The organism is Myxococcus eversor, assembly GCF_010894455.1.
In the GTDB taxonomy this organism is placed as follows: Bacteria; Myxococcota; Myxococcia; order Myxococcales; family Myxococcaceae; genus Myxococcus; species Myxococcus eversor.
Genome location: NZ_JAAIXY010000015.1, coordinates 262893 through 280550 on the forward strand (window position 1 = coordinate 262893; position 17658 = coordinate 280550).

General features: G+C 70.2%; 16 protein-coding genes. 7 read left to right on the top strand and 9 right to left on the bottom strand.

The window, feature by feature from the left end:
* Positions 1-2 precede the first annotated feature (2 nt).
* Positions 3-497 (top strand): hypothetical protein, encoded by a 495-nt coding sequence (locus G4D83_RS28640; protein WP_176436407.1) that lies wholly within the window; start codon positions 3-5, stop codon positions 495-497.
* Positions 498-509: 12 nt separating this feature from the next.
* Here the strand turns inward: G4D83_RS28640 and G4D83_RS28645 are convergent, their stop codons facing one another.
* On the bottom strand, positions 510-2090 hold the full coding sequence (locus G4D83_RS28645) for a tetratricopeptide repeat protein (RefSeq protein WP_163868027.1): 1581 nt from the start codon (positions 2088-2090) through the stop codon (positions 510-512).
* A gap of 92 nt (positions 2091-2182) precedes the next feature.
* Here G4D83_RS28645 and G4D83_RS28650 point away from each other — a divergent pair, with 92 nt between their 5' ends.
* Positions 2183-3154 carry a homoserine kinase gene (locus G4D83_RS28650; RefSeq protein ID WP_163868028.1) on the top strand — a complete coding sequence of 324 codons (972 nt, stop codon included), beginning with the start codon at positions 2183-2185 and terminating at the stop codon, positions 3152-3154.
* 43 nt (positions 3155-3197) lie between these two features.
* Here the strand turns inward: G4D83_RS28650 and G4D83_RS28655 are convergent, their stop codons facing one another.
* The 3 genes from G4D83_RS28655 to G4D83_RS28665 all read right to left on the bottom strand — a co-directional run bounded on the left by G4D83_RS28655 (position 3198) and on the right by G4D83_RS28665 (position 6690).
* On the bottom strand, positions 3198-3665 hold the full coding sequence (locus G4D83_RS28655; RefSeq protein ID WP_163868029.1) for a nuclear transport factor 2 family protein: 468 nt from the start codon (positions 3663-3665) through the stop codon (positions 3198-3200).
* A gap of 71 nt (positions 3666-3736) precedes the next feature.
* A complete protein-coding gene (locus G4D83_RS28660; RefSeq protein ID WP_141647394.1) occupies positions 3737-4264 on the bottom strand; it encodes an SRPBCC family protein in 528 nt (175 codons plus the stop codon).
* A 65-nt stretch (positions 4265-4329) separates the two neighbouring features.
* Positions 4330-6690: a hypothetical protein gene (locus G4D83_RS28665; protein ID WP_205522731.1), complete on the bottom strand. Its 2361-nt coding sequence runs from the start codon at positions 6688-6690 to the stop codon at positions 4330-4332.
* Positions 6691-6715: 25 nt separating this feature from the next.
* Here G4D83_RS28665 and plpQ point away from each other — a divergent pair, with 25 nt between their 5' ends.
* From plpQ to G4D83_RS28685, 4 genes are all read left to right on the top strand, one after another.
* Positions 6716-7117 carry a motility regulator PlpA gene (gene plpQ, locus G4D83_RS28670; RefSeq protein WP_163868031.1) on the top strand — a complete coding sequence of 134 codons (402 nt, stop codon included), beginning with the start codon at positions 6716-6718 and terminating at the stop codon, positions 7115-7117.
* Positions 7114-7665: a DUF192 domain-containing protein gene (locus G4D83_RS28675; protein WP_163868032.1), complete on the top strand. Its 552-nt coding sequence runs from the start codon at positions 7114-7116 to the stop codon at positions 7663-7665. The genes plpQ and G4D83_RS28675 overlap by 4 nt, the downstream gene beginning before the upstream one ends.
* A gap of 153 nt (positions 7666-7818) precedes the next feature.
* Positions 7819-10176, top strand: a complete 2358-nt coding sequence (locus tag G4D83_RS28680) for an alkaline phosphatase PhoX (protein ID WP_163868033.1) — start codon at positions 7819-7821, stop codon at positions 10174-10176.
* A 30-nt stretch (positions 10177-10206) separates the two neighbouring features.
* A complete protein-coding gene (locus tag G4D83_RS28685) occupies positions 10207-11874 on the top strand; it encodes a hypothetical protein (protein WP_163868034.1) in 1668 nt (555 codons plus the stop codon).
* A 7-nt stretch (positions 11875-11881) separates the two neighbouring features.
* Here G4D83_RS28685 and G4D83_RS28690 read toward each other — a convergent pair whose 3' ends face one another.
* Both G4D83_RS28690 and G4D83_RS28695 read right to left on the bottom strand, forming a co-directional pair.
* Entirely contained in the window at positions 11882-13006 is a 1125-nt protein-coding gene (locus G4D83_RS28690; protein WP_240356703.1) for an EAL domain-containing protein, read from the bottom strand.
* Between the two features lie 203 nt (positions 13007-13209).
* Positions 13210-14424: a hypothetical protein gene (locus tag G4D83_RS28695; protein ID WP_163868036.1), complete on the bottom strand. Its 1215-nt coding sequence runs from the start codon at positions 14422-14424 to the stop codon at positions 13210-13212.
* 72 nt (positions 14425-14496) lie between these two features.
* Here G4D83_RS28695 and G4D83_RS28700 point away from each other — a divergent pair, with 72 nt between their 5' ends.
* Positions 14497-15525, top strand: coding sequence for a zinc-binding dehydrogenase (locus G4D83_RS28700; protein WP_176436404.1), 1029 nt, complete (start codon positions 14497-14499; stop codon positions 15523-15525).
* A gap of 7 nt (positions 15526-15532) precedes the next feature.
* Here the strand turns inward: G4D83_RS28700 and ybaK are convergent, their stop codons facing one another.
* The 3 genes from ybaK to purE are packed head-to-tail and all read right to left on the bottom strand — an operon-like array spanning position 15533 to position 17650.
* Positions 15533-16009: a Cys-tRNA(Pro) deacylase gene (gene ybaK, locus G4D83_RS28705; RefSeq protein WP_163868037.1), complete on the bottom strand. Its 477-nt coding sequence runs from the start codon at positions 16007-16009 to the stop codon at positions 15533-15535.
* Positions 16010-16013: 4 nt separating this feature from the next.
* Complete coding sequence (gene purK / locus G4D83_RS28710) at positions 16014-17156, bottom strand: 5-(carboxyamino)imidazole ribonucleotide synthase (RefSeq protein WP_163868038.1); 1143 nt, start codon at positions 17154-17156, stop codon at positions 16014-16016.
* A complete protein-coding gene (gene purE / locus G4D83_RS28715) occupies positions 17153-17650 on the bottom strand; it encodes a 5-(carboxyamino)imidazole ribonucleotide mutase (RefSeq protein ID WP_141647982.1) in 498 nt (165 codons plus the stop codon). The genes purK and purE overlap by 4 nt, the downstream gene beginning before the upstream one ends.
* Positions 17651-17658 lie beyond the last annotated feature (8 nt).

Sequence of the window (17658 nt, forward strand, 5' to 3'; positions counted from 1 at the left end):
TCATCGTGATGTTGTCGCGTTCGAAGGTGGCGGGGGTGGCGCTGGCGCTCGTCACGGCCGGTGCGGTGCTCTTCTTCTGGCCGCGCCGGGAGCCGGGCGTCCCGGAGGCCATCACCCGGCAGGTCATCACCATGACGCGCGCCGCGGAGCAGAAGGATATCTCCGGGGTCATGGAGGGCGTGTCCGAGCGCTTCAAGACGGACGGCGGCTGGGACAACCGGCAGGTCCGGGGCGTGCTCACGGGCCAGGTGCTGCGCGGCCAGTGGGTCCGCATCTTCACGACGAACCTGGAGGTGCACGAAGTCTCGCCCTCGCAGGGCGACTTCCAGGCCCGCTTCATCTTCGGGCGCTCCCAGGCGGACAACCTGAAGGACCTGGCGGCGGACAGCGTGCTCAACGCGTACCTCATCGAAGGCACGTTCGAGAAGGAGACCGACGGTGAGTGGCGCATGGTCCGCGCCAAGTATCGTCCGCTGGAGGCGTCGGAGTTGCTCTAGTCGAGAGCGGCGCTACTGGAGCAGGACGCCCGTCTCGTTCATCCACGCCTTGGCCATGGCGCCCTGGCCCGAGGACTCCAGGCCCTTCTTCACGGTGTCGATGCGCGTGGCCAGCTCCTCGCGCGTCGCGCCTTGTGAGCGGGCGCGCACGAGGCCGAAGTAGTAGTGCTGGCAGCCCGCCGCGTACGCGTTCTGCGCGAAGAGCAGGTCGCCCATGGCGGTGTACGCCTCCGGCAGCGTGCCCGCGCCCGTGTCCGGCGCCACCGTGGCCAGCAGCGCCTTCGCACCCTCGTAGTCCTTGCGCTGCACCAGCAGCGCGCCCTTGGCGTACTGCGCTCGCGCCAGGCCCACGCCCTTCGCGGCGATGGCCTTGTCATAGGCGCCGAGCGCGTCGTCCTGCCGACCCGCGGCCTCGAGCAGCCCGCCCCGCGCCAGCCAGTAGCGGCCGTCCTGCTCCAAGAGGCCCACCTTCTTGCCGTCCGCGGAGGCCACCTGGATGGCGCCGAACGTGCTCTCGTACGCGTCGAGCAGGGCCAGCGCGCCGGTGGCATCTCCGGAAGCCTGGAGGCTGCGCGCGCCATCCAGGTAGAGCAGGGGCGCGGTGCGCCGCTTCGCCACCGCGGCCTCGAAGGCGGCTCTCGCCTCGGGGACCTTCCGAGCCGACAGGGCCCGCGCCCGCGCGAAGAGGGCGTAGACGTCATCCGGCACCGCCTTCAGCGCGGTGTCCGCCTCCTGGAGCGCCTCGTCCGCCGCGCCTCGAGTCAACGCCAGCTCCGCCTTCAGCGCGCCCAGTCGCGAGCGCAGCGAGGGCGTCAGCTCGGCTTCCTTCTCCGACGCGGCGGTGAGCGCGCGCTGCGCCTCCTCCAGCTTCTTGCCCTGGTACACGTACGCGAGGCCGGTGCCGAGCCGCGCCATCAGGTGGTCCGGGTTGACGCTGGTGGTCTTCTCGAACACCTCCACCGCCTGGGCGTGCTGGCCCTCGGCGAGCAGGGCCTCCGCGTACGCGGTGGTGAAGCGCGTGTCCCGGTAGGCGCCCTCCGCGGCGCGAGCGAAGGCCTGCCGCGCGCCGGGCAGGTCGCCCTTCGCCTGGAGCGTGAGGGCCAGGGCCAGCGTCAGCCGGGGGCTGTTGGCTCCCTGCGTTTGAAGGTCCGCGAGGTACTTCTCCGCCTCGGCCGTCTTTCCCTCCGCGAGCAGGTGGAGGGCGCGCGCGCTGTAGCGTTCGCCGGAGCGGGAGTCGAGCTCCTCCGCGCGGGCGAGGTACTCACGCGCCTTGGCGTCGGCGCCGGGCTGGTGGTGCTCCAGCCACAGCACCGTCTGGATGTCGGCGGCCAGGGCCTGCCCGTCGCGGGCCTGGGCGTCCACCTGGAAGAGCGTCTCCAGCTCCGCCATGGCGCGAGCGAGGTCGGCGGGGTTGCCTCGGAGGGCGGCGGAGCGGGCCGCGCGCATGCGCTCCTCCGTCTCCTTTCGGACGGCGCCCCGGTGGACGAAGTAGGTGACGGCGCCCGCGAGCACCAGGGCCACCACGGCCACCTGCGTCAGCGCGCTCTTCCAGCTCTCGCGCCGCTTCCAGTCGCCCTGAACGTCGGTGCCCATGGACCCATCTCCCCGCGCTGGAGTTGGATGCTATTAGGTACGCCCCTCCCAGGTGTCAATGGAGCGGGCCCCGAGCATGGGAGGAGTGAGCAATGGCGGTCCACACGGTGCTGTCCCCCGACGTCTTCACGCGTGTCGCCGACACCTTCGGGCTGGGGAGTGTGCGGAGCGTGACGCCCATCCCCCAGGGCTCCATCAACACCAACCACCGGTTGGAGACGGACTCCGGCCGCTACTTCGTTCGCCACACGACGGTGCGCTCCCCGGACGACCTGCGCTTCGAGTCCGCGCTGCTCGCCCACCTGGCCGCGCACCACTTCCCCTCGCCCGTGCAGCTCACCACCCGCGATGGTGAAACTTTCGTCGAGATGGAGGGCGGGCGGGTCAGCGTCTTCCGCTGGCTGGCAGGTGAGGAGCTGCGCCACCCGGGCCTCACCGCCGAGCACCTGGAGCGGCTGGGCACGGAGCTGGGCAAGCTGCACCGTGACACGCAGTCCTTTGGCGGCTCGCGCGCCAACCCGTACTCACCGGACGTGGTGCGCGGGTGGCTGGTGGAGCTGTCGCGCAACCCGGACGCGACGCTCGTCGCGATTGCAGGGGAGCTGGAGCACCTGCTCGCCACCGCCGAGTCCCAGCGCCAGGGCCTGGAGCCGCTCGGCGTCATCCACGCGGACCTCTTCACCGACAACGTGAAGTGGCTGGGCGGCAGCGTGGGCGCCTTCTTCGACTTCGAGATGGCCTGTCGCGAGGCCTACGGGTTGGACCTGGTCATCACCCTGAACGCGTGGTGCTTCGACGGCGGCGCGTACCTTGCCGACCTGTGCCAGGCGCTGGTGCGCGGCTACCAGGACATCCGGCCGCTGGCGCCCGTGGAGCGGGCCAACCTCTTCGGCCACGCGCTCTTCGGGGCGGTGCGCTTCACGGCCAGCCGCATCCGCGACTACCACCTGTCCCCGCTGCCGGCGGACAAGCTGGTGCGCAAGGACTACCGGACCTACCTGGCGCGAGCGCGCGCGCTGTCGACGATGGGGCCTTCGGGCTACGCGAAGCTGCTGGGGCTGTGAGCCCTCGGGGCGCAAGGCGCGCGCCCCGAAGCGCCCGGACGACTCAGATGCCGGAGAGGATCCGCCAGTGGCCCTCTTCCAGCCGGAACACCATCTGCTCCAGCTCCGCCTCCTTCTGGGGGCGGGGGGTGAGGCTGGGCATGCGCCAGCTCACCTTCCAGTAGTAGATGGCGGTGGCCACTTCCTTGCCCACCTGCACGCGGCGCACATCAATCTCCACCTTGGGCGACTGGAGCTGCGGGAAGAGCGCCTCCAGGTAGGGCACGAGGTTGGTCGCGTTCAGGTCATCCTCGGGGTCGCCGGGCGTGCCGCCGTCCTCGCGGAAGTCCTTGGACACCAGGGCCTGGATGGCGTTCGCGTCGCGTGCCTCGATGGCAGACCGGTACTGCTCCATCACTGACAAAATGGCCCGCGTGTCGGAGGTGTCGTCGATTTCAGTGCCGGGGATGCGCTTCGGAGCGCAGGCGGCCAGGAGGGACAGGGCGCAGACAGCGAGGAAGCGGATGAGCATGGCGGGGCCTTACGAAGACAATGGATGAGAAGTCAACCCATTCCCCGGGCCCCACCTGCACTCCGCGTGCCTCAGCCCTTTCGGATGACTTCGGAGATGAACCGGTTGAGCACCGGAATCTCGTTGTCGAGAATCTTGAGGCCCTCGCCCTGGATGATCTTCTCGCCGATGAGCGCCAGCGGCTTCATCAGGAAGGGCAGCTTGAGGGAGATTTCGCCGTCCATCGACCGCTCGGTCTGCCCGGCGCCCAAGTCACGGAAGCGCATGGTGCCGGTGTTCACCAGCATCTTGGAGATGGTGCCCGACGTGGGCGTGTTGGTGAACGTGAGCTCCTTGCGGCGCTTGTCGTAGGTGGACGTCTCGATGAAGGCGAACCACTCGGGAGGCACGCGCTTGGGGCCGATGCTCTCGATGACCGGCTTGGGGCGGTAGCGCACCTTGCGCTTCACCAGGTCGCCCTCCGTCTTCACCTCAATCGGCGCCAGCTCCAACAACACGCCGTGGTACTTGAGGAGGAACTCGAAGTACCGCTCGTCGAGGAGCGCGCGCTCCACCTCGTCCACCGTCCCCTGGATTCGCTGCCTCGTCTCGAACCGCATCGCTTCCCTCCTGATGGCCTGGCTCGTCGCCCTTGTGTGGGCTGCCTGCCTAGCGGAAAGCGCGGCTAGCGGAAAGCCTGTCGTGGCACCAGCGGCCCCCGGAAGGTCTTCTCCTCGAAATCACACCGCTCCTGCCACTCCTGGGCGGTGGCCTTGAAGGCGGTGCCGAAGTCCGGAAGGACACCGACCTCGTGGCGCACCGCGCCGCAGTCTCCGGCGAGGTAGGAGGCCTCCACTTTCACGCGCAGGGCCTCCCGACGGAGGGCCTCTGGCAGCGAATCGTCCGCCAGCGCACGTTGCAGATACTCGCCGGCGAGCACGGGCGAGCCCACCTGCTGGAGCCGGCGGCCCAGAAGGTAGTTGAGGTACGCGTCATGGGGCACGGCCTGGAGTGCGCGCGTCAGCATCAGCAGGCGCAGCTCCTCGCGCGTCGACTGGAAGTACGCGTCGATGGCCTCGCGTCGCGCGGTGGAGTCCAGCGCGGCGAGCTTCACCTGGGCGGTGCGCGTCAGCTCGGGCGTGGCGTCCAGGGAGAGGACCTCGTCCAGGTACTTGCGCGCCTGCTCGGGCTGCTGGCGTCGGGTCTCCACGTCCGCGCGGGCCATGGCGACCTCGGCCGCCGTGACGGACTGGGCCTTCACCTGGCTCGCGAGCGTGGAGAGCACGTCGGTGGCCTCGTCGTAGCGCTCCAGGGAGGAGAGCGCGGCGGCTTCGCCCAGGCGGAAGGAAGGCTCCTCGGGTTGGAGCGCGGCGGCGCGGTTGTAGCGCTCCAGCGCGTCCTCGGGGTCACCCACGAGGGAAGCGCGCGCGGACTCGGTGAGGCGGGCGACTTCGCGGGCGCAGGCGCGGCTGAAGAGGCTGCCGGCGCGGAAGCGCGCGAAGGCCCGGGCGATGGCCGTGTCGTCGAGGGGCAGGGCGTCCACGTAGCGCTCCCACTCCGAGACGAGCTCGTCGAGCGGGCGTCCATAGGCGTCCTCGAAGTCCGCGTGGGCGTAGAGCGCGCGCAGCTTGTCCGCGCCGTACGTGTCCGCGAGGTACAGCAGGAAGGAGCCGGCCACGGTGTACGCGCGCGCGGGGGCGGACTGGTAGAAGCCGCGTGGTCCCATCAGCGTGCGCATGTCCGGGGCGAGCTTCTGGCGGCGCATGCCAGAGGCCCACTGGTGCAGCGTGAGGTCCCCCTGGGCGGGGCCGTCCGCGGCCACGGCGAAACCCTCGATGACGCCCATCAGGGGCCAGAGTCCCAGGCGCGTCGTGACGCGGAACGGGCCGCTGCCGGCGGGGGCGGCCATGACGTGCGCCAGCTCGTGGTGCAGGGTGGAGTGCGGGAAGGGCTTGTCCTGGATGTGCAGCTCGTACCGCCAGGGCTTGGCGTACTGGGTGCGGCCGGCGCCCACGAGGCGCTGCTTCTCCTCCTCGTTGCGGTAGAGCCACACGCGGATGCGCTCGGTGGGGGCCACTCCGAGGAAGCGGTGGACCTGCATCCAGCGGAACTCCATGTCGCGGGCCAGCCGGTCCACGTCCTCGCGCGCCTTGCCCCGGGGGTAGTGGAGGCGGAAGTGCTCCGTGTCGCGCACGCCGCCCAGGGTCTCCGCCAGGTAGGCGTCCGTCATGCGCGTGCGCAGTTGGGGGCCCTTCACCTCCAGGAAGAGGATGGCGGCCAGGGGGAGCACGAGCGGCACCAGCGCCCAGGGACGCAGGCCGGCGCGACGCAGGGTGCCGGTTCCGAGGTCCAGCAGCGCGGCGGCGAGCCCCACCAGCACCCACGCCCACAGGAGCGTCTCCAGGCGGAACCAGCCCAGCGCGGGCGTCATCACCAGGGCCTCGTCATAGAGGGGGCCGGGCAGGTGTCCCAGGAAGTGGTTGAAGGCGAAGACCTGGGGGCCCGCGATGATGGGCCACACGGTGGGGATGAGCGACAGCAGGACGAGGAGCACGTGCAGGCCCACCCCTCGGGAGGGCCGCCGGGCCTTGAAGCCGCAGAGGACTCCCGACGCCGAGGCCAGCACGGCCGAGGGGAGGGTGAGCATGGGATAGAAACCCACCAGCTCGAAGGGGTCGCACGAGGTGCGCAGCCAGGCGAAGACGGTGGAGGCGAGGAAGGGGGGGACGAGCGCGCCGATATTGAGGAGGACAGCGGTGCCCAGGGCGCGGCCCACGGCGGCGCCTTGGCTCTGGGGGATGGCCGCGGTGGGGGGCCGGGGCTCCTGGCCGAGAATGATGCGGCGTTCCTGGAATGCGGCGGCGACGCCTGGGCCCCCGCCGAGCAGGCCCACGGCGATGGCCAGGGCGAGGCTCAACTCGAAGCCTGGCACTCCGAAGAGGGGGAGGAGGATGAGGGCCGAGCCGCCGCCCGCCAGCAGGAGCAGGGGGGCCAGGACGGCCGGGCGGCGCAACAGAGCGCGGGCACGGGTGAGGACTTGCTCCATGGCCTCCCCTATACTCCCCAGCCGCATGTCCGAACAGAAGACAGGTCCCGAGCACCGCCAGCACGGGCGCGCGCCCATCGAGCTGAAGGTCGACTACAAGAAGCTCAACTCGTTCTTCGCGGACTACACGAAGAACATCAGCAAGGGTGGCACGTTCATCAAGACGAAGAAGCCGCTGCCCATCGGCACGCGGTTTCTCTTCAAGCTGACGGTGCCGCACCGGGAGGCGCCCTTCGAGCTGTTGGGCGAGGTGGTGTGGTCCAAGGCGGACGGCGACGAGCCGGGTATGGGCATCCGCTTCATCTACAGCAGTGATTCGCAGCGGGTGGAGTTCGAGACGGTGGTGGAGCGGCTCATGTCCGACAGCCTGGGGCCCGAGCTGACCGAGAAGCTGCTCAACAAGCCGCTGCATCCCCAGCATTCATGAAGACGACGCGTCGGCTCACGGTCCTGCTGCTCGCGTTGCTGCTGGGTGCCTGCCAGCAGGAAGCGCAGGGCCGACAGCCTTCCACGCCTCCGGCCCCCGTGCGACCGCCCGTCACCGACGTCACCTCGAAGGACTATGTGAGCCCGACGTTGCCGCGTGCGCACGTGCGGCTCAAGGATGCCTTCGGTGGGGTGCATCGGGTGGAGGTGGAGGTGGCGGCCACGCCGGACTCGCGTCAGCGCGGGTTGATGTGGCGCACGGAGCTGGCGGAGGGGAAGGGCATGTTGTTCCTCTTCCCGACGCAGGAGATGCAGGGCTTCTGGATGCGCAACACGCTCATCTCGCTGGACATCATCTTCATCACCTCGGACCTGCACATCGCGGGAGTGGTGTCGCGCGCGGTGCCGAAGACGCTGGATTCGCGCTCGGTGGGCGCGCCCAGTCAGTACGTGCTGGAGGTGCCAGCGGGCTGGGCGGAGAAGATGGGCGTACGCAAGGGCGCGCAGGTGGAGTTCGAGGGCGTGTCGAACATCAGCATCGTGCCCTGAGCGCCACGTCCGTTGCTCGCGCGTGACGTTGCGCGCGCGTGACGTGATGAAGAAGTGACGCACTGAACAAGCTGCCGCCACACTGGCTCCTCAGGATGCGCTCGCGCCCGCGCCCACACGTGGCGGACGCGAAACCCCTGGAGGTAGTGCTTCATGTCTTCTCGACTGCTGCGGCTCGCGACCGGCGCGATGCTTCTCGGTAGCACCTTGGCCATCACCGCCTGCGAGGGCGACACCGGTCCCGCGGGCCCCGCCGGCTCCAATGGACAGGATGGCTCGGACGGTCAGCCCGGCACCCCTGGTAATGATGGTACCCCCGGCGAGGAAGGTGAACCCGGCCCCGCGGGCCCCGGTACCCAAGGACAGCCCGGCCCCGGCGCCGTGACGCGCGCGCCCGGCGTCGAGGCCGGCACGCCGCTGTCCTCCGTCATCGCGCTCACCTTCCGTGGAGACCTGGGCACCGGCGCCACGAACCTCGCGGAGTACGTGAAGGTTCGCGTGAATCAGGTGGTCGCCGGCTCACTGCCGACGCCGATGGTCTTCCCCCTGTCTCCGGCCTCCACCGACTCCATTCGCACGGTGCCCGGCCTGTTCTCCTCCACGGTCATCAAGTGGATGGACCCCATCACCTTCAGCAAGACGGGCGCGCGCTTCGGCGCCAACGTGGACTACATCGCGTTCTTCGGTGACGGCTGGTCCGCCCAGGACAACGCGCCCCAGTTCCAGGGGAGCAGCGCCGCCGGCTGGATGTGGATCAACCACGAGTACATCTCCGGCACCAAGCCCCGCGTTGGCACCGCGCCCATCGGCCAGCACCTGGACTTCGCGCGCTTCCTGCGCAACAGCGGCGCCCTGTCCAACACCGTCACGGATGGCACCTCGTGGCAGGACGACGCCATCACCACCTACAACAAGGAATGGAAGAAGCAGGTCGGCGGCACCTGGATGCGCGTGGTGCAGGACCCCGCCACCGGCGAGTGGGCCGTGGACCGCACCGCGAGCAACCTGCGCTACGACGCCTCCAGCGCGACGCTCGCGAAGGTGGTCGGCGTGACGCTGTCCGGCGTGGACCGCGATGACTCCGGCGCCGACCTGCCCGCGGGCGTCGTCGCCGGCACCCACTCCAACTGCTCCGGCGGACAGACGCCGTGGGGCACCATCTTCACCGGTGAGGAGAACGTGCAGGGCGTCTACGGCGACCCGGAAGGCAGCCTGTGGACCGGGAAGAACGACTGGATTCCCAACGCGCCCGGCATGGCCGCCGGTGCTCCCCTCGCGCCGGACCTCACGGCTCCCGCGTCGGGCGACATGGTCAGCTCCGACGCGCGCTCGTCGCACCGGAAGGACGGCTACGGCTTCCTCACCGAAATCGACCCGGGCCAGCCGGCCGACCTCTGGTACGGCAAGGACGCGTCCAAGCCCGGCGCGGGCCACCGAAAGCTGGGCATCATGGGCCGCGCCCACTGGGAGAACGCGGCCTTCGTCGTCGACGCGAACTGGAAGCTGCTCGCGGGCCAGCCCATCGTCATCTACGGCGGCGATGACCGTCGCGGCGGTCGCATCTTCAAGTTCGTCTCCAGCCGTCCGTACACCGCGGGCATGACGAAGGCGGAGACTCGCGCGCTGCTGGACCAGGGCACGCTCTACGCCGCGCACTTCGCGGGCCTGGACAACAGCACCGGCGACACCCTGGTGGGCGGAGCGATTCCCACCGAGCAGGCGCCCGGACAGGGCCGCTGGGTGGCGCTGAGCCTGGACAGCGCGGACCTCGCGCCGAACGGCGAGGCCTTCGGACAGCCGACGATGACGGTGGGCACCGCGCTGCGCGATGCCAGCTACAACGCCATCGGCGGCTTCACCGACGACGACCAGATGCGCAAGCTGCTGTTCACCGCGGCGAACAAGGTCGGCGTCATGGAGCTCAACCGCCCCGAGGACCTCGAGTGGAACCCGAAGGACCCCAGCGGCACGCCGCTCCTGTACGTGGCCTTCACCGAGCACGGTGACCCCACGTCGCTGGACCAGCAGGGCCGCGTCGCCACCGCCACGCGGAACTCGGAGGGCATCTGGGTGACGAAGGCTCGCGCCGCCACCGACAACCGCGCGACGGACCGCGTCGGCTCCATCTTCGGCATTCGCGAGGCCAACACGGCGGCACCGGGCACCTCGCGCACGTTCACCTTCTTCCGCGTGTGGAAGGGCGAGACGGCGGCGACGAGCGTCACGCCCGAGTTCTCCGCGGCCAAGCCGGACAACATCGCCATCGACCGTGACGGCGGCGTCTGGTTCGGCACCGACGGCAACTTCAGCGTCAACAAGGTGGCCGACGGCATCTACTACCTGAACCAGAACCCGGCGCATCGGGAGAGCGCGTACTTCCGCAAGGCCTTCCGCGTGTTGTCCATGCCGAGCGACGCGGAGGCCACCGGCCCCGCGTTCAGCCCGGACATGAAGACCCTGTTCGTCAGCGTCCAGCACCCGGGCGAGGACAGCTACAGCGTCTGGCCGTAGTCGCGCGCCCCTCCAGGAGAACGCCACCTCATGTCCATCATGTCGAAGGGAGGCGCCAGGGCCGTCCTCGCCCTGTGCCTCGCGCTGGGAAGTCTCTTTGCCTCCGCGGGAGTCGTGTGGCGACAGCGCGCCGCGCCGCGCGTCCCCGAGTCTCCCTTCGACCCGCTCGCGCAAGCCCTGGCGAGCGGGAGCACCGTGGCCAACCGCGAGGCTCCCATTCCGTCCATGTGCTACACGAAGACGGAGGGCATCTCGAACCCCTGCTGGACGTGCCACACCGGCGGCGTCGGCTTCAACGTCATGGACGACGAGTCGCTGCAGGCCGACTACGCCTTCAGCGACGTGGGTCTGCTGAACCAGTGGAGCAACCTCTTCGCGGACCGCACCGCCGCGCTGGCGGACATCTCCGATGACGAGGTGCTCGAGTACATCCGCGAGGACAACTACGCCCCCCTGCGCGAGTCGTTGCTCCAGCGTCCCGGAGGTTTCAAGGGATGGGTGCCGGACCTGGACCTCGCGCGAGGCTTCGACGCGGAGGGCTTCGCGCTCGACGGAAGCGGCTGGCGCGCGGTCCGCTACAAGCCGTTCCTCGGCACCTTCTGGCCGACGAATGGAAACACGGACGACATCTTCATCCGGCTCCCCGAGGCGTTCCGACGCGACGCCGACGGAAGGCTCTCGCGGGATGTGTATCGGCTCAACCTCGCCATCCTCGAGGCGGCGATGACGGTGGACCCCGCGCTGCTGGAGGTGACGGGAGCGCGGCGACGGGTGGAGCCGGTGGACGAGCGCTCGGGCGGCGTGGACGTGAACGAGGACGGCGTGCTCACGGCGGGAGTCGAGGAGGTGCGCGGCCTGCCGAAGACGTACGCGGGAGGCGCCGCGAAGGTCGCCGTGCGCAGGGACTTCTACCCGCGCGGCGTCGAGTTCCTCCACACCGTGAGGTACGTGGACCCGGACGCGCCCACGTTGTTGTCGGCGCGCATGAAGGAGGTCCGCTACTCGCGCAAGGACGAGGAGTACACGGGCGAACAGGTGATGGCCTTCTACGCGGCGGAGCAGGAGAAGAAGATGCGCAACCGGCTGCCCGCGTTTCCGGGCACGCCCGAGCTGGGGCTCATCAACGAGTTCGGCTGGCGCCTCCAGGGCTTCATCGAGGACGGGAAGGGCCGCCTGCGCGTGCAGACGCTGGAGGAACACGCGTTCTGCATGGGCTGTCACACCAACCTGGGCGTGACGGTGGACCAGACCTTCGGCTTCCCGCGCAAGGTGCCGGGCGGGGAAGGGTGGCGCCATCAAGACCTGCGCGGCATCCGCGATGTGCCGCAGGCGGGCCACGCGAAGCCGGAGGTGCTGACGTATTTCGAGCGAGTGAAGGGGGGCGACGAGTTCCGCGCGAACGAGGAGCTGCTCACGCGCTTCTTCCCGAGCGGCACGGTGGATGAGAAGTCCGTGCGTCGTGCCGCGATTGGAGGCGACAAGGACCTCGCGTGGCTGTTGACGCCGTCGCGTGAGCGCGCCGTGGCGCTGGGCCGCGCGTACATGGTGCTGGTCCGCGAGCAGGGGTTCACGAAGGGCCGCGACACGCTGCTCGCGCCTCCGAGGAACGTGCTGCCGCGGGTGGAGAATGGCTCCACGGGACTGGAGGACGCGGGCCTCATCTTCGAGGACGGTCGACTCCACCTCGCGTGGGAATGAGGCGGGCCTACTTCGCCGAGTGGCGCTCCACGAACTCGCTGGCGCGCAGCATCAACTGCTTCATCGTCACGGTGCCCAGGAATTCGCCCTGGGCGTCCGTCACCACCACCGGGTCGTAGACGGCCTCCGGCGTACGCGCCATCGCCAGCCCGACGAGCGCCGTCACCGCCATCTGGTCCTCGACCACCAGCGGGACCTCCCGCGTCCCTGCCCCCGACGCGAGGCTTCGGCGCGTCACCAGCGCCTTGGGCCGCGAACCGTCCAGCACCACCACGTGGTCCACCTGTGGCGCATCGCGGAAGAGGGTGTTCACCACCTCGGACGGCGCCGCCGCATCCACCGTGGCGCGGCGAATCACCAGTCCGCCCACCGTGCTGTCATCCGCGCGCTCACTCAAGAGCAGCGCACGCATCGCCTCGCGACGTCGCGTCTCGAACGCCTCCGTGGGACGGCCGGGCACCGGCGCGGGACGGGCCAGCAGATAGCCCTGCGCGTGACGGATGCCCAGCCGCAGCAGCACCGTCATCTCCTCCCACGTCTCCACGCCCTCGGCGATGAGGATGGCATCCACGCTGGAGGAGAACGCCACCAACGACTTCACCAGGTGCTGCCGGTAGTCGTGCAGGTGGATGTCCCGCACCAACGCCTGGTCCAACTTGATGAAGCGCGGCACGCAGTGCACCAACGTCACCAGCCCGGAGTGACCCGCGCCGAAGTCATCCAGCGCGAGCCCGAAGCCCAGCTCCGCGCACTCCCGCGTGAGTCGCTGGAGCAGCGCCCCGTCCTCGATGACCGCCTTCTCCGTCAGCTCCAGCACCAGATGACGAGGCCCCAGCCCGTGTCGCTCCAACAGCGCCAGCGTGGAGCCATCCCCGAAGCGCGGGTCGCTCAACACGTCCGGGCTCACGTTGAAGAAGAAGGGCGCGCGCCGCTGGTCCTCCGGCAACGTGGCGATGCGGCGCAGCGCTGACGTCCAGCACGCACGCTCCAACTCCCACGTGTAGCCGGACACCCGCGCGTGCAGGAACAGCTCGTTCGGAGACTCGAGTGTTCCCTGTCCGCGCGAGAGCACCTCGTGCCCGATGACCTCGCCATCCCTCAAGTCAACGATCGGTTGGAAAGCGGAAGTCACCCCGGGCTCGGAGCCGTTCCACAACCAGAGGGGAATCAGACCGGGCTGTCGGACGAGGGGGTGGGTCATGACGGGGCAAATGTTACCTGACGCTACCCACGTCTACAGTTCATGCCTGCGCACTACCGCAACAACTCCTACTGAGCGTACGAGTGGACAGTCTCTCCACGGCTTGGTCGCCCCTGACATCCGGGGAATCCCGCTCATGGGACACGAATTCGAGAAATCTCGCCCTCCGTGGAAGGCGACTCCTCAGGGGGTTGGACGGGCGCGATGGGCTCGGGGACCTGGGCCAGGGTCGCCTGGGTGGCCACCGCGTCCAGGCTCCGACCTTCTTCCCACTGCACCGATGACAGCGCGCGGAAGCGACGTGCGAGCGATGACAGCTCCGCGGCCTTGAGCTGAGCCTGCCCGCTGCGCAGCGACAGCAGCGCCACGCGCGCGCGCTCCAGCAGGGCGACTTCCGCGCGCAGCCTCGCGAGGATTCGCTCACGACGCAGCTTCAACTCGCCCAGCCGCTCGACCTCCTCCGCGAGAGAGGCCGCCGCCGCTTCCAGCTGCCGCCGTGCCACCGCATCCGTGGTGGCCTTCGCGCCACGCTCCAGCTCCTCGCGCTCGGCTTGAAGCTCGGCCTGTGCGCGCTCCTCGAGCTGCGCCTCCACACCGGCCCACTCGGAGGCCAGCTCCACCGCGTCACGGGTGATGCGCGCCAACGTGCGGGCCAGCTCCTCGCGCGCGGGCTCTCGCGGCAACAGCGCGAGCGACTGTCCACACTGGCGATACAGCGCGAGCGCGCGCTCGCACTGCGTCCGGAAGTCCCCGGCCAGTCGGGGAATCAGCTCCTCGGCGCGCGCCTCCACGGGGTCCGCCGTGAGGGCCAGGTGCGCGGCCACCGAGCTCAGTCCCACGAAGAGCCCAAGAATCGCGCCCGTCGCGCCCGCCGCGAGCAGCGCGGGCGTGGCCAGGTCCGCCAGCCGCGCGGAGAACACGCGGGCAATCTCCACGCCGCCCAGGGTGAGCCCCGCGCCCAGGAGCGCGCCGAGCCCCAGGTGCACGAGGGTGGGGCGAGCCTCCGCCACCTGTCCCTCCACGCCCTTCTCGCTCAGCCGCGCGCGCACCAGCAACGAGCCCGCCGCCGCCGCGCTGCACGCCACCGTCCACGCGGGCGCCATCCCCAGCGCATACGGCACCGCCGTCAGCACCACTCCCAGCCCCCCCAGGAGGATGCGGTCCCACCGGTCCCCCTGCGCACAGGCCAGCACCACCGCCGCGGGCACCAGCCAGGCCAGGGGAAGTGGCAGGCCGATTCTCGCGGTGATGAGCTGGAGCAGGCCCGCGCCGGCCCCCGCGGCGAGGGCACGCGTGACGGTGCGCTCAAAGGCTTCTCGGTGGTGCAACTGCAAAATGGTGGCGTTCATCGACGCTCCGAACCCGGAGGGAGGCCAAGGGGCTCCCCCTTTCACGCGCGGCCGAATTAAAAGGTCTGCCGGATGAAAGCCCCCCCTGTCCCCGTGGTGATGCGAGCGCTGGTCCTCAAGGCCTATGACGGGCGGCCGGAGTCCCTCCAGGTGGAGCGCCGCGCCGTGCCCCGGCCCACCACGAAGCAGGTGCTGGTGCGGATGGCGGCGTCGCCCATCAACCCGGCGGACCTCCAGTTCGTACGGGGCCAGTACGGGCTGCGCAACGAGCTGCCGACGGTGCCGGGCTTCGAGGGCAGCGGCACGGTGGTGGCCGCGGGCGGTCTGGCCGGGCAGCTCCTGGTGGGGCGCCGCGTGGCGTGTGTCGCGCCCGTGGGTGGAGACGGCCTGTGGGCCGAGTACGCGGTGGTGCCGCTCCAGCAGTGCATCCCCCTGCGCGCCCACATCACCTTCGAACAGGGCGCCAGCCTCTTCGTCAATCCCTTCACCGCGTGGGTGCTGATGGAGCGCGCCAAGGAAGGCGAGCACGCGGCGCTGGCGCAGACGGGCGCGGCGAGCAGCGTGGGGCGGATGCTGGGTGCGCTCGCGCGACGGCGGGGCGTGCCCATGGTGCACGTGGTGCGGCGCGCGGAGCAGGTGGAGCTGTTGCGCGGGCTGGGCGCGGAGCACGTGTTGAGCAGCGACGAGCCGGAGTTCCAGGAGCGGCTGCGCCTCATGTGTCACCAGCTCAAGGTGTCGCTCGCCTTCGACGCGGTGGCGGGGCGGCTGACGGGCCAGTTGTTGAGCGCGCTGCCCGAGGGCGGACGCGTGACGGTGTATGGCGCGCTGTCGGAGCAGGAGTGCCGCTTCGACCCGGGCGACGTCATCTTCGGGCGCAAGACGGTGGACGGCTTCGCGCTCTCGGAGTGGGCGCGCCGGGGCTTTGGCCGCGAGCAGCTCAAGGCGCTGATGGGCGTGCCGTCGCTGGTGGGACGCGAGCTGGAGACGCCCGTGCGCGCGCGACTGCCGCTGGAGTCGGCGGGGGAGGCGGTGCGCATCGCCTCGGCGGACATGACGTCCGGCAAGGTGCTCTTCATGCCCGAGCAGGGGTCGACGGTGTGAAGGCCGCTCAGGCCTTGTCGCGCGAGATGGGGCCGACCTTCGCCTTCGTCACCCGCAGGTAGTCGGACGGCGCCAGCACCAGCTGCGTGCCGCGCACGCCCGCTGAAACGGCCACCTCGTCGAACAGCTCCAGCGTCTCGTCGACGTAGACGGGATAGTCCTTCTTGCCGCCGATGGCCGTGCAGCCGCCGCGCACGTAGCCGGTGAGGGGCTGGAGCTCCTTGAGCGGCACGGTGTCCACCTTGCGGTCTCCGCTCAATCGCGCCAGCGCCTTGAGGTCCAGCTCCGCGTTGCCGGGCACCACCGCCATCAGCACGCCGGTGCGGTCGCCGCGCGCGACGAGCGTCTTGAAGACCTGCTCCGGAGGCATGCCCACCTTGGCGGCCACCGACTCCGCGGAGAGGTCCTCCGGGTCCACCTCGTAGTCGCGCAGCGAGTACTTCACGCCCAACGAGTCGAGCAGCCGCGCGGCGTTCGTCTTCATGGCCTCAGACTCCGAGCACCGCGGCCGCCGCCTTCACTCGCGCGAGCGCGTCCTCGGGCGTGGTGCCCACCGCGGACAGGTGCCCCATCTTCCGGCCCTTGCGCGCGTCGCGCTTGCCGTACAGGTGCAGCCGCACGCCGGGCAGCGCCAACGCGTCCTCGAATCGGGGACCGCCTTCGCGCAGCCACAAGTCTCCCAGCAGGTTGACGATGGCCGCCGGACGCACCACCTCCACCGAGCCCAGGGGCAGGTTGCACGCCGCGCGCACCGCCTGCTCGAACTGCGAGGTGAGGCAGGCGACTTCAGTCGAGTGGAAGCTGTTGTGCGGACGCGGCGCCAGCTCGTTCACCAGCACGGTGCCGTCGCGTAGCAGGAACAGCTCCAGCACCAGCAGGCCCTCCACTTGAAGCGCCTGGGTGATGTCGCGTGCCAGCTCCGTGGCGCGCTCGGCGACTCGGGCCGGCAGCGGGCCCGGCAGCAGCGACCACGCGAGGATGCGCTCCTCGTGGTGGTTGAAGGCGGGCGGATACACCGCCAGCTCTCCCTTCGGGCTGCGAGCGACGAGCACGGACAGCTCCGACTGGAGGTCCAGCGCGGCTTCCACCACGACGGAGCGCTCACCCAGCTCGCGCCACGCGGCGGGGGCCTCGGCGGGCGTCTTCACCTCCACCTGACCGCGACCGTCGTAGCCGCCCTCGCTGGACTTCACGAAGCACCGGCCTCCCAGCGCCTGGATGGCCTGGGCCAGCTCGTCCGCCGAGTGTGCCTCGCGCCACGGCCCCACGGGGAAGCCGCCCTTGGCGAGCCAGCCCTTCTGTCGACCGCGATGCTGGATGACATGCAGCACGGACGCGCCCGGACGCATGGGCGTGTGGCGGGCCACCGCCTCCAGCGTGGCCAGCGGCACCTTCTCGATTTCGAGCGTCACGGTGTCGCAGCCCTTCGCCAGCTCCTCGGCGGCGGCGATGTCCGCGAAGGACGCGGTGAGGCAGCGGTCAACGACGTTGCGCGCGGGGCACGTCGCGTCCGGATCCAACGCCTGCACCTGGAAGCCGAGCGTGCGCGCGGACAGCGCCATCATCCGCCCGAGCTGCCCCCCGCCGAGGATGCCAATCGTTCCCCCGGGGAGCACCACGCGAGGGCTCATGACAGCTCCCGGTGCGCCATGACCTCGTCGGTGCGCGCCTTGCGCCATGCGGCCAGCCGCTCACGCACCTCCGGGTACTTTAGCGCCAGGATGGCCGCGGCGTGCAGGGCGGCGTTGGCCGCGCCCGGTTTGCCGATGGCCTGCGTCCCCACGGGCACGCCCTTGGGCATCTGGACGATGGAGAGCAGCGCGTCGATGCCGTTGAGCAGCGTGGTGGGCATGGGCACACCAATGACGGGCAGCAGCGTCTTCGCGGACACCATGCCCGGCAGGTGCGCCGCGCCACCCGCGGCGGCGATGATGAGTGACAGGCCCCGCGACTCGGCGGTGGACGCGTACTCCATCATCCAGTCCGGCGTGCGATGCGCGGAGACCACCCGCACCTCGTGGGGGATGCCCAGCTCCTTCAGCACGTCGATGCCCGGCTGCAGGTACTCGAGGTCGCTCTTGCCGCCCATGATGACCCCGACCCAAGGGGTGTTGCCGCTCGCCATTCGGTCCA